The organism is Microbacterium thalassium, assembly GCF_014208045.1.
Lineage (GTDB): Bacteria > Actinomycetota > Actinomycetes > Actinomycetales > Microbacteriaceae > Microbacterium > Microbacterium thalassium.
On the sequence record NZ_JACHML010000001.1, the window covers coordinates 986,533 to 1,001,346 of the forward strand.

At 70.1% G+C, this 14,814-nt stretch carries 14 protein-coding genes; 7 read left to right on the top strand and 7 right to left on the bottom strand.

The window, feature by feature from the left end; all coding sequences use genetic code 11:
* Positions 1-87: 87 nt before the first annotated feature.
* The 3 genes from HD594_RS04650 (at position 88) to HD594_RS04660 (ending at position 2,980) form a co-directional block, all read left to right on the top strand.
* A complete protein-coding gene (locus HD594_RS04650) occupies positions 88-555 on the top strand; it encodes a MarR family winged helix-turn-helix transcriptional regulator (RefSeq protein WP_184749841.1) in 468 nt (155 codons plus the stop codon).
* Positions 556-635: 80 nt separating this feature from the next.
* On the top strand, positions 636-1,748 hold the full coding sequence (locus HD594_RS04655) for a 5-methyltetrahydropteroyltriglutamate--homocysteine S-methyltransferase (protein WP_184749842.1): 1,113 nt from the start codon (positions 636-638) through the stop codon (positions 1,746-1,748).
* 68 nt (positions 1,749-1,816) lie between these two features.
* Positions 1,817-2,980 carry an acyl-CoA dehydrogenase family protein gene (locus tag HD594_RS04660; RefSeq protein WP_184749843.1) on the top strand — a complete coding sequence of 388 codons (1,164 nt, stop codon included), beginning with the start codon at positions 1,817-1,819 and terminating at the stop codon, positions 2,978-2,980.
* Positions 2,981-3,041: 61 nt separating this feature from the next.
* Here the strand turns inward: HD594_RS04660 and vapC are convergent, their stop codons facing one another.
* From vapC to HD594_RS04675, 3 genes are read right to left on the bottom strand one after another with little or no spacing between them, the layout of a single operon-like run.
* Entirely contained in the window at positions 3,042-3,440 is a 399-nt protein-coding gene (vapC, locus tag HD594_RS04665; RefSeq protein ID WP_184749844.1) for a type II toxin-antitoxin system VapC family toxin, read from the bottom strand.
* Positions 3,437-3,643: a type II toxin-antitoxin system VapB family antitoxin gene (locus HD594_RS04670; RefSeq protein WP_184749845.1), complete on the bottom strand. Its 207-nt coding sequence runs from the start codon at positions 3,641-3,643 to the stop codon at positions 3,437-3,439. Before HD594_RS04670 ends, vapC begins: the two co-directional genes overlap by 4 nt.
* 49 nt (positions 3,644-3,692) lie before the next feature.
* The gene (locus HD594_RS04675; protein ID WP_184749846.1) at positions 3,693-4,721 is read right to left on the bottom strand and encodes a VOC family protein; all 1,029 of its coding nucleotides are present in this window, start codon (positions 4,719-4,721) and stop codon (positions 3,693-3,695) included.
* Between the two features lie 181 nt (positions 4,722-4,902).
* On the opposite strand from HD594_RS04675, the gene ligM reads away from it, so the two are divergent.
* Positions 4,903-6,312 (top strand): vanillate/3-O-methylgallate O-demethylase, encoded by a 1,410-nt coding sequence (gene ligM, locus HD594_RS04680; protein WP_221446554.1) that lies wholly within the window; start codon positions 4,903-4,905, stop codon positions 6,310-6,312.
* A 140-nt stretch (positions 6,313-6,452) separates the two neighbouring features.
* Positions 6,453-8,054, top strand: coding sequence for an AMP-binding protein (locus HD594_RS04685; protein WP_184749847.1), 1,602 nt, complete (start codon positions 6,453-6,455; stop codon positions 8,052-8,054).
* Positions 8,055-8,217: 163 nt separating this feature from the next.
* Here the strand turns inward: HD594_RS04685 and HD594_RS04690 are convergent, their stop codons facing one another.
* Positions 8,218-9,141, bottom strand: a complete 924-nt coding sequence (locus tag HD594_RS04690) for an alpha/beta hydrolase (RefSeq protein WP_184749848.1) — start codon at positions 9,139-9,141, stop codon at positions 8,218-8,220.
* Positions 9,142-9,263: 122 nt separating this feature from the next.
* The gene (locus HD594_RS04695) at positions 9,264-10,475 is read right to left on the bottom strand and encodes a TetR/AcrR family transcriptional regulator (protein ID WP_184749849.1); all 1,212 of its coding nucleotides are present in this window, start codon (positions 10,473-10,475) and stop codon (positions 9,264-9,266) included.
* A 293-nt stretch (positions 10,476-10,768) separates the two neighbouring features.
* Between HD594_RS04695 and HD594_RS04700 the strand changes: the two genes are divergently transcribed.
* Positions 10,769-12,679, top strand: a complete 1,911-nt coding sequence (locus tag HD594_RS04700) for an FAD-dependent monooxygenase (protein ID WP_184749850.1) — start codon at positions 10,769-10,771, stop codon at positions 12,677-12,679.
* 7 nt (positions 12,680-12,686) lie between these two features.
* Positions 12,687-13,109: a MarR family winged helix-turn-helix transcriptional regulator gene (locus HD594_RS04705; RefSeq protein ID WP_221446555.1), complete on the top strand. Its 423-nt coding sequence runs from the start codon at positions 12,687-12,689 to the stop codon at positions 13,107-13,109.
* Here the strand turns inward: HD594_RS04705 and HD594_RS04710 are convergent.
* Both HD594_RS04710 and HD594_RS04715 read right to left on the bottom strand, forming a co-directional pair.
* On the bottom strand, positions 13,106-13,894 hold the full coding sequence (locus HD594_RS04710) for a DUF1932 domain-containing protein (protein WP_184749851.1): 789 nt from the start codon (positions 13,892-13,894) through the stop codon (positions 13,106-13,108). The genes HD594_RS04705 and HD594_RS04710 overlap by 4 nt on opposite strands.
* On the bottom strand, positions 13,891-14,793 hold the full coding sequence (locus tag HD594_RS04715) for an IclR family transcriptional regulator (protein WP_184749852.1): 903 nt from the start codon (positions 14,791-14,793) through the stop codon (positions 13,891-13,893). The genes HD594_RS04710 and HD594_RS04715 overlap by 4 nt, the downstream gene beginning before the upstream one ends.
* Between the last annotated feature and the right edge of the window lie 21 nt (positions 14,794-14,814).

Genomic DNA, 14,814 nt, shown 5'->3' on the forward strand with positions numbered 1-14,814 from the left:
TTGCTGCTCCGCCGCCCATTCAAACCGAATTCTATTGAGAAAGTCAATAGTCCTTCTGTTCACCCATCTTGGGCTACGATGGCGCCCATGCCTCGTGCCCGTGCCATCCCCGCCGCAGACCGGCTGACGTCTTCGCCGCTCGGCGACGACCTCAGCTTCCTGCTCGCGCGCGCCAACGCGATGTCGGTGGCCGAGGTGAACGCCGCGCTCGCCGAACACGGCCTGAAGGTGCGCGCCTTCGCGGTGCTCGCGATCGTCGCCGACGATGTCCGTCCGTCGCAGCGTGAGCTCGCCGACTTCCTCCGTCTGGACCCGAGTCAGATCGTCGTGCTCGTCGACGATCTGGAGCGGCGCGGGCTGGTCGAGCGTCTCCCCGACCCGGACGACCGCCGCGCGAAGGTCGTGGTCGCGACCCCGGCCGGGGAGCGGCTCGCGGCCGACGCGCGCGCCGCGGCGAGGGCGGCCGACGACCGCACGTACGCCGCGCTGACACCCGCCGCGCGCGAGCACCTCACGGGGCTGCTTCGCCGCATCGCCATCGACGACGTCGGCTGACCCGCGGCGCGGGCGGCCCGGCTGTGACCGTCGGTGACACACGGCTCGTGTGCGGCTCGTGCCGGGCGTAGGCTCGCGACATGTCCCATGAGCCTCCGTTCCGGGCCGACATCGTCGGCAGCTTCCTCCGTCCCGCCGCGGTCCACGAGGCCCGGCACGACCACGCCCTCGGCGACCTGTCCACGCAGGCGCTCCACGCCGTCGAGGACGACGCGATCATCGACCTCGTCAAGAAGGAGGCGGATGCCGGCCTGAAGCTCGCCACCGACGGCGAGTTCCGCCGCTCGTGGTGGCACTTCGACTTCTTCGGGCTGCTCGACGGCGTCGAGATCGTCGAACTCGACCACGGCATCCAGTTCCAGGGCGTGCAGACCAAGCCCCGCGGCCTTCAGATCTCGAAGAAGGTCGGCTTCAGCGACGACCACCCGTTCCTGAGCCACTTCCGCTTCCTGCGCGACACGCTCGCCCGCACCACCGGGGCGATGCCGAAGTTCTCGATCCCGGCGCCCACGGTCCTCGACTTCCGCCTCGAGCCGGGGCACCTCGCGGCTCCGTACGAGCACCGCGACGACATCGTCGACGACCTCGTGCAGGCGTATCGCGACGCGGTGCAGGCGTTCTACGACGCCGGATGCCGCTACCTGCAGTTCGACGACACCGCGTGGGCGTACCTGTGCTCCGATGTCGAGCTCGAGAAGGCGCGGGCGCGCGGCATCGAGACGGACGGCATCGCCGAGCGCTATTCCGGCATGCTCAACCGCATCCTCGAGGGCAAGCCCGACGATCTGAAGATCACGACGCACGTGTGCCGCGGCAACTTCCGGTCGACCTGGATCTCGTCGGGCGGCTACGAGCCGGTCGCCGAGGCGCTGCTGGACCACACGAACTACGACGGGTACTTCCTCGAGTACGACAGCGAGCGCGCCGGCGGCTTCGAGCCGCTGCGGTTCCTGCCCGAGGGCGACAAGACCGTCGTGCTCGGTCTCATCACGTCGAAGTCGGGTGAGCTCGAGGACGTGGACGCCATCAAGAAGCGCATCGACGAGGCCTCCGCGTTCGCCTCCCTCGACCAGCTGGCGCTCAGCCCGCAGTGCGGCTTCGCCTCGACCGAAGAGGGGAACACGCTCACCGAGGACGAGCAGTGGGCGAAGATCCGGGAGGTCGTCGCGATCGCGGACGACGTCTGGAAGTAGCCCGCGGGCGGGCGCCGCTCGCAATAAGTCGTTGACGGCCAATATAGATGACGTTTACTATGATTGGCATGGTCAACGTAGCCCTTCCCCGAACCCTCTTCGATGAGGAGCACGAGCAGTTCCGCGACGCCGTCCGCGAGTTCGTCAAGCGCGAGGTGCTTCCGAACGTGGAGGCGTGGAGCGCCGCCGGTCAGGTGGATCGGAGCCTGTTCGCCAAGGCCGCGGAGTCGGGGCTGATCGGCATCAACGCCCCGGAGGAGTTCGGCGGCGGCGGCGTCGACGACTTCCGGTACAACGCGATCCTCACCGAGGAGCTCGCCCGGGTCGGCGCGACGGACGTCTCGATGTCGATCTGCGGCGAGAACGACCTGGTGGCCCCCTACCTCGTCGCCTTCGGCACCCCCGAGCAGAACGAGCGGTGGCTGGCCCCCATGATCGCGGGCGAGAAGGTCGGCGCGATCGCGCTGACCGAGCCGGGCACCGGGTCGGATCTCTCCGGGATCGCGACGACCGCGCTCCCCGACGGTGACGACCTGGTGGTCAACGGCGCGAAGACGTTCATCTCGAACGGCATGCTGGCGGACTTCTTCGTCACGGCCGTGCGCACCGACCCCGCATCCGACCGCAAGGGCATCAGCCTCGTCGTGATCGACGCCGACGCGCCCGGATTCGCCCGCACGGGTCCGCTCAAGAAGATCGGCCTGTCGGCGCAGGACACCGCGGAGCTGTCGTTCTCGGACGTCCGCATCCCGAAGTCGAACGTCCTCGGCGAGTTGGGCGAGGGTCTGGCGAACATGCGGCACAACCTCCCCATGGAGCGGATGAGCATCGCGATCACGGCGATGGCGCGCATGCGCGCGACGTTCGAGGATGCGCTGGGCTATGCGAAGGACCGGCGCGCCTTCGGGCAGCGGGTCATCGACTTCCAGGCCAATCGGTTCTATCTGGCGGAGCTGGCGACCGAGATCGAGGTGACGCAGACGTTCATCGACCGCTGCATCGTGGACGTCTCGAACCACGCGCTCGACGCCACGACCGCGGCGATGGCGAAGTGGTGGGCGACCGAGCTGCACCAGCGGGTCATCCAGCGGGCGCTGCAGCTGCATGGCGGCTACGGCTACATGCGCGAGTACGCGGTCGCGCACGACTACATGGACTCCCGCGTCGCGACCATCTTCGGCGGCACGACCGAGATCATGAAGGAGATCATCGGGCGCCAGCTCGCCCGCTGATCGGCGGGTCGCTCGGGCGTCTCGACCCGGGTCGACGACGGCCTGAGCGAATGCCGCCCGGTCAGAGCAGCGAAACGGTCTGAACCCCGCAGTGCGCCCGCAAGACCTCGAAGTCACGGTCGCGGTGGAGCACCGGCAGCGCCAGCCGCAGTGAGACCGCGGCGATGAGGCAGTCCCCGAGGCTCCGGACCGTTTCGCCTGCACGGCGGCACTCGCGTTGCAGCGCCGCCGCCCGCAGCGCGTCGACGACCGGTTCGGACGGTGCGATCTCGAAGGACTCCAGCATCCGTCGGCGCCGCGCTGCGACCAGTTCGTCGGTCGGGCCGCTGAGAAGCTCGAGCAGCACAGTCTCGGGAACCACGATCCGTTCCTCCTGCTTGATCCTGGCCGCGAGGTGATCGCCGGCATCGGAAGGTCCGGACCGCAGGAACTCGATCCATACGGACGTGTCGATGATCACGCTGCGGTCCAGCCGCCCTCGACCTCGTCGTTGTCGAATTCGATGCCGGTGCCGCGCATCGCAAGAATCTCGTCCATCGACAACGGCTGCGCGATCAGGTTCCGCAGCGCGAAGTCCACCGCGCTGCGCTTCGACTCCAGCCGGTACCGGCCCATGACCTCAGCCACCAGCTCTTCGTCGATGTCGATGTTGGTGCGCCCCATGACACCATGGTACACCTTATGGTGTACGGGCCGCCTGCGTCCGCTGCGGCTACTCGTTCTCGACGTCGCCCTCGGGCAGGACGAACTCTCTGCCCTCGAGCGCGGCGCGGTCGATCTCCTCCTGGTGCTCGACGAACGGCGTGCCGTGGGTGTGGAAGGTGGGGACGGTCTTCATGCCCCACGCCTGGCCCTTGGCGCGTTCGGCCTGGCTCCACTCCACGACCGGCCAGTCGGGGTCGAGGATGAGCCGGCCCTGCGCGGTGGCGAACTCGATGCGGTTGCCGCCGGGCTCCCACACGTACAGGAAGAACGTCTGGTTGATGGCGTGCTTGTAGGGGCCGTACTCGATGTAGATGCCGTTCTCGAGGCAGATGTCGGCGGCCTTGAGGATGTCCTCACGGGAGTCCGGGGCGATCGCGAAGTGGTGGAACCGGCCGCGCTGCCTCGTCCAGTCGTCGGAGTAGACGACGTCGTAGGACTTCTGGTGGAACCGGAACCACCACGCGCCGTAGCCGCCGGCATCGAGCTTGACGCGCTCGGATTCGCGTGACTTCATGACGTCGCGCCAGAACTCGCCGGCGGCGTTGACGTCCGACGCCAGATAGTTGATGTGGTCCATGCGGCGGGCGTTGATGCCGCGGCCGGGGTAGGCGGATGCCTGGTTCTTCAGCGCCGGGCGGTCCTCGTCGTCGGGCACGTAGTGCTCGGTGTCGTAGTACAGCGCCATGAGATGCCCGTCCGGGTCCTCGAACTCGTACGAGCGGCCGACGCCGACCTCGGGCTCGCGCCAGCCGTGGCCGAGCCCGGAGTCCTCGATCGCCTTCACGCGGCGCTGCAGCGCCTCTTCGCTGGTGGTGCGGTAGAGGGTGCGACCGACGCCGTTGGTGTCGGAGGCGGTGAGCTTCAGCGTGTACAGCTGGTACTCGTCCCAGCAGCGCAGGTAGGCGGAGTCGCCGATCCGCTCGACTTCGCGCATCGCGCAGATGTCGCGGAAGAAGTGCAGACTCTCTTCGAACTTGGGGGTGAACAGCTCGATGCCGCCCAGATGGGCGAGGTCGAAGTTCTCGAACGTGGCCATGTCGTGTCCTCCTTGACAACGGGCTCAGGGCGGAGGCGAGGTCTGGGAGGCCACGCCCGTCGGAACCTGCGTGGTGGCGAGCATACCTATATTCATAGGGAAATCGAAATACCTATTGACATAGGTAAATTGGCTCCGTAGCATCGCATCGGACCAAGACGACGACGTCGAAGGAGACATCATGGCCGACAACCTCCAGGAGCTGCTCGACGAGCAGGGGAACATCGTGCAGATGCTCCGCGACTCGAAGCTCGGAACCTACATCTATCCGGTCGTTCCCGCCGAGTTCAGCAACTGGCGCCGCGAGCAGAAGTCCTGGCGCGAGACCGCCGTGCTGTTCGACCAGTCGCACCACATGGTGAACCTGTTCATGTCGGGACCCGAGGCGATCAAGCTGATCAGCGACACGGCCATCAACTCGGTGGCGAACTTCCCGGTCGACACCGCCAAGCAGTACGTGCCGACCTCCTCGACCGGCGGCGTCATCGGCGACGGCATCCTCTTCCGCGAGGCGGAGGACGAGTACGTGTACGTCGGCCGCGCGCCGGCGGCGAACTGGCTGCAGTTCCACGCCGAGACCGGCGGCTACGACGTCGAGATCCGCTACGACGACCGCTCGCCGTCGCGCCCCTACGGCGAGGCCGTGCACCGCGAGTACTACCGCTTCCAGATCCAGGGCCCGAACGCGTGGGCCATCATCGAGAAGCTCAACGGCGGCCCGATGGAGAAGGTCAAGTTCTTCCACATGGGCCACATGACCATCGCCGGCGAGCAGGTCCGCACGCTCCGCCACGGCATGGCGGGCGCCCCGGGCCTCGAGCTGTGGGGACCCTACGAGCAGCACGGCAAGATCCGCGAGGCGATCCTCGAGGCCGGTGCCGAGTTCGGCATCGAGCCCTGCGGCTCGCGCGCCTACTCGTCGAACACGCTCGAGTCGGGCTGGATCCCCTCGCCGCTCCCCGCCATCTACACCGGCGGCGAGATCGAGCGGAAGTTCCGCGAGTGGTCGGGCGCCAAGAGCTACGAGGCCATCAACGCCCTCGCCGGGTCGTTCGTCTCGGACGACATCGAGGACTACTACCTGAACCCGTGGGAGCTCGGCTACGGCTCGTTCGTGAAGTTCGACCACGACTTCATCGGCCGCGAGGCGCTCGAGAAGATCGACCCGTCGACGCAGCGCAAGAAGGTCACGCTGGCCTGGAACGACGAGGACCTCGCCAAGGTCCTCAGCTCGCCCCTGGACCGCGAGGGTCCCGGCTACCAGTTCTTCGACCTGCCCAACGCGAACTACGGCTCGTCGAACTTCGACGCCGTCATCGACGCCGACGGCAACACCATCGGCCTGTCGCTGTTCACGGGCGTCACCGCGAACGAGAAGCGCGGTCTGTCGCTGGCGACCGTCGACGCCGACGTGCCGATCGGCGCCGAGGTGCGCGTGGTGTGGGGCGAGCCGAACGGCGGGTCGGGCAAGACCACCGTCGAGCCGCACGAGCAGATCGCCGTGCGCGCCATCGTGAGCCCGGTGCCCTACGCCGAGACCGCGCGTACGGAGTACCAGGGCGGCTGGCGCACGGCCGCCGCAACGGCCTGACCGGCGGGACCGGCTGACGCGAAGGGGGCGGATGCTGCATCCGCCCCCTTCGTCGTGCGCGCGGAGTGCGCGCAGATCGGCCTCCTGCCCGCCGGAAGGACGCATTCCGAGCGGGGGTGCGGCGGGTCAGACTATGGGCCATGCGTGCCCACTACGCCGATGTATGGCAGGCGGTCGCCCGAGCCGTGCCCGATCGCTTCGCGATCCGCACCCAGGACGACGCCTGGACCTATGAGCGCTTCGCGCGCGAGGCGGGGTCGCTCGCCGCGACCCTGCAGCGTCAGGGCATCCGCTCCGGCGACGCCGTCGCGATGCTGCTGCACAACCGCCCCGAGTTCCTGATCACGCTGTTCGCGTGCCTGGCGACCGGCATCACGCCGGTGCCCCTGAACTTCCGGCTGCGCGCCGGCGAGATCACGGCGCTCCTGGACGACTCCGGCGCCGAGGCGCTGCTGTATCCGACCTCGCTCGCTTCGGTGGCGGGACCGGCGGCCGCGGAGGCCGCCGACGACATCCTGCTCATCTCGATCCCCGACGACGAGACCGAGCCGCTGCCGGGCACCGCATGGGCGGATGCCGTCGCCGGCGACGAGCCGCTGCCGGCGGCCGCGCCCGACGACGCCGAGCTGTGGATCTACACCGGCGGGACGACCGGGCGGCCCAAGGCGGTGCGCTGGGACGAGCGGGATCTGTTCGTGGCGCAGATGGTGCCCACCTATTCGCTGACCGACGTGCCCTGGCCGGAGACCGTCGACGACGCCGCGCGGATCGCGGCGGATCCGTCGACGCCCCGGATCGTCAACCTGCCGCTCGCGCCCTTCATGCACGGCACGGCGCTGACGACCTCGATGAACACGCTGACACTCGGCGGCACGGTGCTCGTGACCTCGTCCGCGCGCCTGGACGCCGAGGCGGCCGTACGGTTCGCGAACGACGAGGGTGCGACGCGCATCATCGTCGCCGGCGACGCCGTCGCGATCCCGCTGGTCGAGGCCGCGAACCGCCTGGGGGTCGGCCTGCCGACCGTGACGTCGGTCATGAGCTCGGGCATGCGGTTCAGCCCCGAGACGAAGCGGCGCCTGCACGAGCTGGGAGACCTGTCGATCTTCGACCTGCTCGCCTCGACCGAAGGAGGCGTGTTCGCGGCCACGACGACGACGTGCGTCGAGGACCTTCCCGGGCGCCCCAAGCTGTTCCCCACGGCAGTGGTCCTCGACGACCAGCAGCGCGAGATCCAGGACCGCCCGGGAGCCCTCGGCGTGCTCGCGCAGCGCGGCGCCCTGCCGCTGGGCTACCACCGCGATCACGAGAAGACGCGGGCGACGTTCCCCGTCATCGGCGGCATCCGCCATGTCGTCCCCGGCGACTGGGTGCGCGTCGAGGACGACCGGCACATCGAGTTCCTCGGCCGCGGCAGCGGTGTCATCAACACCGGCGGCGAGAAGGTGTATCCGCTCGACGTCGAAGAGGCGCTGCTGACGCATCCGGCGGTGGCCGACGTCGTCGTGCTCGGGGTGCCCGATCCGCGCTTCGGCGAGATCGTGACCGCCGTCGTGCAGCGCGCGGCCGACGTCACCGCCGACGAGCTGATGGCGCACGTCGACACGATGCTCGCCGGCTACAAGCGCCCGCGGCACATCGTGTTCCGCGCGTCGCTCGACCGCACCCCGACCGGCAAGGTCGACATCGGGCGGATGCGCGAAGAGGTGGTCGCCGACCGCAGCGCGGGCGCCGTCCGCTGACGGGCGGGTCAGCGGGGCGGGTCGAGCAGCACCTTGATGGCGCGACGCTCGTCCATCGCCTTGTACCCCTCGGCCTCTATTCCGCCGAGGCGGGGTCAGTACGAGGGGCGCTGAGCGGGCGAGCGGGCGCACCCGCCCAGAGGCCGCCAGACCGAGGCTGTCCTCAGCGCTCGCCCGGCTCCAGCGCGTCGCGGAGCCAGTCCCGGGCGCTCCGGAAGAGAGCGCGCGCCATCTCGCTGCCTGGTGCCCACGCCTCGAAGCCGTGGGGAGCGCCGCGGACGGTCTCGAACGTGACATCGACGCCCGCGGAGCGGAGCCGCTCGGCGTACCGGCGGTCCTCGTCGTAGAACAGCTCGATGTCGGAGGAGTAGAGCCACGTGCGCGGCAGGCCGGCGAGGTCGGTCCGCCGCGCGGCGGCGGCGTAGGGCGGCAGTTCGTCCGCCCCGACGCGGTCGCCGAGGTACGACGTCCAGCCGACCCGATTGGCGCGGTTGCTCCACACCAGGTGGTCCTCGGCATCGAGGTCGCGCCGGGCCGCGGTGCGGTCGTCGAGCATCGGGCAGAACAGCCACTGGGCCGAGACCTGTGTGCCCTCGTCGTGCAGGCGCTGCACGAGTGCGGCGGCGAGACCGCCGCCCGCGCTCTGCCCGCCGATCGCGATTCGCGCGGGGTCGACGCCGAGTTCGGACGCCGACGCCAGCAGCCACGCGAATGCCGCAGCCGCGTCATCGATCGCGGCCGGGAACGGATGCCGCGGCGCGAGGCGATAGTCGACCGAGACCACGACCGCTCCGGTGTCGCGCGCGGTCTTGCCGCACGGCACGTCGTCGATCGCCGCCGAGCCGATGACGAGTCCGCCGCCGTGGATCCACAGCAGCCCGGCTCCCGAAGTGGACGGCGGTGTGTAGACGCGCAGGCGGATGCCGTCGTGGCGCTCGATCCGTCGGCGGACTCCCTCGACGGTCCGACCTGGCGCGAGTCTCGTCAGCGTCGCCGCGGACCACAGCCCCAGTCTGCTCTCGAGGCGGAACGCGGGCGCGCGCCGCGCAGCCTCACGCAGGCTCGGGTCGACGACATCGATGTCCACGGACGGTCCTCCTTCGGCTCGCCGTCGTGGGCGAGTATGCCACCCGCTCGGAGCGCGACATGCACCTGTCCGAGAAGATGCTCGGCATGCTGCACGGCGGCAAGCACAAGGGCTGAGCGGCCTCACTCCACGCCGATGGACGCGCGCACCAGGGTTCCGACTCGGGCGCGCGTCTCCGGCGCGCCGTCGAACCGCACCGTACGGCCCACGTCGACCACGACGGTGAGTCCCGCGTGGACGAGGAACCGCGCGGCGCTCGCCGACCGGTCGGGGCGCACGTCCTGCAGCAGGGCAACCCATTCGTCGACGTGGTCGCGCTGGATCGCCTGCAGTCGGGTCTGGTCGACCTTGTCGAGGGCGCCGACGTCCGAGAAGTAGACGCTGACCAGCTCGTGGTGCACGAAGCTGTAGTCCACGTACGAGTCGACGAGACGGCTCAGCGCCTCGCCCGAGGACCCGGCCGACGCCAGGGCGCCGGCCGCGGTCGCGCTCAGCCGCTCGGCCGCGCGCACGCACGCCTCGAGGAGGATCTCGGACTTGCTGGCGAAGTGTCGGTAGAACCCCGAGGCGGTGATGCCGACGGCGGCGCTGATGTCCTCGACCGACGTCTCGTGATACCCGCGGTGATAGAACAGCGAGATCGACTCGCGGATCATCGTCTCGCGCTTGGCCGAGCTGGTCAGTCCCGTCTCGGCGACGAACGGCGCGTCGGCCGGCGCCGGAAGGTCCGCCGCGAGGATCCGGTCGGCGCTCGCGATCAGGAGCTCGGTCATCGGCTTCTGGGCCATCGTCGTGCGGTGGGTCGTGATGCTCGCGACGACGCTCAGGGCGGCGGTCGCGAGCATGTCGGCATCCGCTTCGTCGAGTTCAGGGCGCAGCATCTCGAGGGGGCGGCGGATGCTGGCGCGCAGCCGCGCGAACTCGTCGCGCAGCCGGTCGCGCTCGGGGCGCTCGAGGTAGCGCCCCTCCCAGCGGTACAGCCCGCCGGTCCGTCGGTTCTCGATCGTCTTGGCGATGATGGCGTTCAGCAGCGCGTCCAGCCGTTCGCGCGCGGTGTCGGGTTCCTCGGGGACCTCGACGGCGTCGGTCGCCTCGATGAGCCCGTGGGCCAGGCGCTGGGCGGCGTCGACGAACAGGGCGTACTTGTTGGGGAAATGGCGGTATAGCGCCGGAGCCGAGATGCCGACGGCGTCGGCGACGTCGCTCAGGCTCACCTGGTGATAGCCGCGCTCCGAGAAGGCCAGCGCCGCCGCCATGGCGATGTGCTGGCGCCGGTCCTTCGGCCGCGTTCGGGGCGGCGCGGCCGGCGCGGACTTCGCGATTGTCGGTGCCATTTCGTCAGCGTACTCCGCCACGAATGGAGGAATTGCGTGAATTGAAATTCACAAAGCTCGTGATATCCGAGCTTCCAGGGTCATGCTCGAACGACTCCCGCGCACCGCTCGCCCGCTCGTGGGCGTGGATGCAGTTCACTTCCCGCATCCAGCGGGTGCTCGTTCTGGTCGAGAGCGCCGACGCGGGGCAGGAGGCAACAGAGGCGTCGGGAAGACGCACTTGAAATCGTTGGGGTACTGAGTATATTCTGTCTTCGTGCCGAGAGTCGGCGCGGATCGAGGGAGATTCAGCCATGCAGTTCTACCGAGACGGCTACCGCCCGGGTGACCCGGACATCCACCCCGCAGCGCCCGAGGCGCTCGCCCGCCCCGCGGGGCTTCCCGACGAGCTCGACGTGCTCATCGTCGGAACAGGGCCTGCCGGCACCGTGCTCGCCGCCCAGCTCGCGGCGTTCCCCGGCATCCGCACCGGCATCGTCGAGCGGCGCGAGACACCCTTGGAGCTCGGGCACGCGGACGGCGTCGCGGTGCGCACGGTCGAGATGTTCCAGACGTTCGGCCTCGCTGACGCGCTCGTGCGCGAGGCGTACTGGGTCAACGAGGTGCGGTTCTGGGGGCCGAGCGAGAAGGACCGCTCGAACATCGTCCGCACCGGGTGGGTGCAGGACACCCCCGACGGCCTGAGCGAGTTCCCGCACGTCATCGTCAACCAGGCGCGCATGCAGCAGTACCTCCTCGACCACGCGGCGAAGTCGGCGAGCCGGCTGACCGCCGACTACGGCATCGAGTTCGTGACCCTCACCGTCGGCGACGGCGAGCACCCCGTCGAGGTGACCCTGCGTCACGTCGCGGGCGAGCAGGCCGGTGAGAAGTTCACCGTGCGCGCGAAGTACGTGGTGGGCTGCGACGGCGCGCGCAGCAACGTGCGCCGCGCGATCGGGCGCGAGCTGAAGGGGGACGCGGCGAACCACGCGTGGGGCGTCATGGACGTGCTCGCGAACACCGACTTCCCGGACTGGCGCACCAAGAACGTCATCCAGTCGGCGGGCAAGGGGAGCCTGCTGATGATCCCGCGCGAGGGCGGCAACATGGTGCGCCTGTACGTCGACCTCGGCGAGGTCCCCGCCGGCGACACCGAGATCCGCAAGACGACGGTCGAGCAGCTCACCGAGGTCGCCAACGCGATCCTGCACCCGTACTCGATCGACGTTCGCTCGGTCGCCTGGTCGTCGGTCTACGAGGTCGGTCAGCGCGTGACGGACCGCTTCGACGACGTCCCCGACGAGCTCGTGGGCACCCGGCGTCCGCATGTCTTCATCGCGGGCGACGCGTGCCACACCCACTCCGCCAAGGCGGGTCAGGGCATGAACGTGTCGATGATGGACGCCTTCAACCTCGGCTGGAAGCTCGTGGCCGTCCTCGAGGGCCGCTCGGACGAGTCGCTGCTGGACACCTACTCGGCAGAGCGCCAGTCGGTCGCCCAGGACCTCATCGACTTCGACCGGTTCTGGTCCGCCTTCATCGCGCAGCCCACCCTCGATCCGGCCCACCCCGAGCTCGGAGGTGTGACGACCGAGGAGATGCAGTCCGAGTTCGCGCGACAGGGTCGCTACACGGCGGGCCTGGCGACGAAGTACCGGCCGTCGACCCTCACGGGGGAGGACACCCACCAGGCGCTGGCCCAGGGCTTCGAGATCGGGACCCGCTTCCACTCGGCGCCGGTCGTGCGCGTGGCCGACGCGAGGCGGATGCAGCTCGGGCACGCGCACGTCGCGGACGCCCGGTGGCGGCTCTACGCGTTCGGTGACAAGGGCGGATCGGCGCTGCAGGACTTCGCCCGCTGGCTGAGCGACGACCCGGAGTCGCCGGTGTGGCGGTTCCGTGTCCGCGACGCCGACGTCGACAGCGTCTTCGACGTGCACGGCGTCTTCCGTGTCGGCCACCACAACGTCGACATCGCCGCGGTGCCCGAGATCCTGCGTCCGCACTCCGGGCCGTTCGGCCTGCAGGACTGGGAGAAGGTGTGGGCGATCGACCCGAGCGACGACATCTTCGACGCCCGGGGCATCGCCGAAGACGGCGCGATCGTGATCGTGCGCCCGGATCAGTACATCGCCCACGTGCTGCCGCTGACCGCGCGCGCCGAGCTGACGCAGTTCTTCGAGGGGGTCTTCGTCGAACGCCGCGCCGCGGCTCTGCGATGATCGAGCCGTGTTCGATCCCGATCAGGAACCGCAGCGCCACACCGGCTATCTGATCCGCCGCGCCCAGCAGGCGCACGTCGCGACGTGGGCGCGCATGGTCTCGGCCGAGATCACGAGCGTGCAGTACTCCATCCTCGTGATCCTCGACCGGCTCGGCGAGGCGAGCCAGCGCGAGCTGTGCGACGAAGTCGACCTGGATCGCTCCACCATCGCCGACCTCGTGCGGCGCATGGAGCGGCGCGGACTCGTCGCCCGCAAGCGCGACCAGGACGACGCGCGCCGGAACACCGTGACCCTCACCGAGCTCGGGCTCGCGGAGCGGCGGCGACTGGGGCCGCTCGTCGCCGCCGCCGATCGCGAGCTGACGTCGCCGCTGACTCCGGAGCAGCTCGACGCCGTGCGCGACGGCCTGCGCGCGCTCCTGGGCTAGGAGCGGTTCGGCTCGCCCTGCGCGGAGACGATGCGCTCCAGCCACGCGAGCGTGGCGCGCGTCATGTCCGTCGGCCGGCCGGTCTCTTCGAGGAGCGCGAGCGCGTCGCGCATCTCGTGCTCGCGGCGGACGGCGTGAAGGTAGGTCCCCTCGACGAGGCGGTCGACCAGGTCGGCGCCCGACGGCCCCAGTTCGGTGGAGATCTGCCCGCGCAGCCACTCCTCGGCGCCTTCGGCGCGGGCTGCGCTCGTGCCTTCGATCACCAGCGCGGCGAGTCCCTTCATGAAGACGCTCCGCAGCAGCTTGAGACGCGCGGCCGCGCCGGGCGGTCCGTCGACGACCGTCACCGGAGCCCCCAGCGGACCGAGGATCTCGGCTGCGCGAACCGCGCCCGACCCGCTGGCGATGAGCGGCGTGCGGTGCCCGGCGCGCATCACCGGGGCGAGGATGGCGACATCCGCCATATCGACTCCGGCCTCCTCTGCCATGCCGGCGATCTCGCGCTTGAGGTCGGGGGCGGACGTGTTCATGTCGATGTAGACGACAGGGGCGGGCGCCGCCGCGAAGACGTCGGCCGCGGCCACCCGGCTCTCGGCGGCGGTGACCAGGCTCAGCACCGCCTCGGCGCCGACGAGGGCGTCGGCGACGGTCACGGCCTCGTGGACACCCGGAACGTCCACGCGCCGGTACGGGTCGTACGCGCGCACGTGCGCGCCGGCGCCGAGCAGGCCCTCGGCGTACGCGCGCCCGGCCTCGCCGTGGCCCATGATCGCGATCGTGGTCATACGGCGCCGGCCCATTCGCCGTGACCGTGGTGCGCGGCGACGTCGGCCGGGTGGGCCTCGAAGTACTCCAACGACCGGCGCGACATCGACAGCAGCGGCTGGAGGCCGTGCTCGGGCGTGGGCCCGTCGCGGCCGCTGTCGGGCAGATAGGCGGTCGCGAGGTCGCGCGTGATGCCCACCGCCGCCATGCGGAGCAGCTCGATCGACGGGAGCGGGGTGGAGCCGTCGTTGGGGATGACGACGCCCATCGCGGCGTACACGCCGCCGTGCGGTCCCATGACGGGAACGGCGATGCCCCGCGACTCGAGGTGGATCTGGCCCGCCGCGACGGCGAAGCCGTCGGCGCGCACGCGCGCGAGTCGTTCCCGCAATGCCGTCCCGCCGCGGATCGTCTCGGCGGTGTGGTGCGGCCAGCCATGCGCGATGACGTCGTCGACAAGGGCGGGATCGGCGTGCGCGAGGAGCACGAGCCCGCTCGAGCTCAGCGGGAGCGGGATCCGCCCCCCGATGAGGGTCGCGTTGACGACGGCATCCCGCGTCGACATGCGCTCGATGAACAGCACGTCGCGGCCCGCCAGCACCCCCAGCTGCGCGTGCTGGCGCACCCGCGCATGCACGGCGCTGAGCCAGGGGCGTGCGAGCTCGCGCAGCCCCAGGGCTCCGGGGGTGCGCGACGCGAACTCCCACAGGCGGATGCCGAGCCGGTACGAACGGTCGGGCATGCGCTCCAGCAGGCCCTCGCGCTCGAGCTCACCGACGAGCCGGTGCGCGGTCGAGGGCGCGAGGCCGGCGGCATCCGCGATCTCGGACAGGTTCAGGAAGGGGCGCATCGAATCGAACGACTCGAGCACGCGCAGATGCTTGTGAAGCACCGACTCACCGGCAGACCCTCGCGCCATCGCGACCTCCCCGCGTCAGCG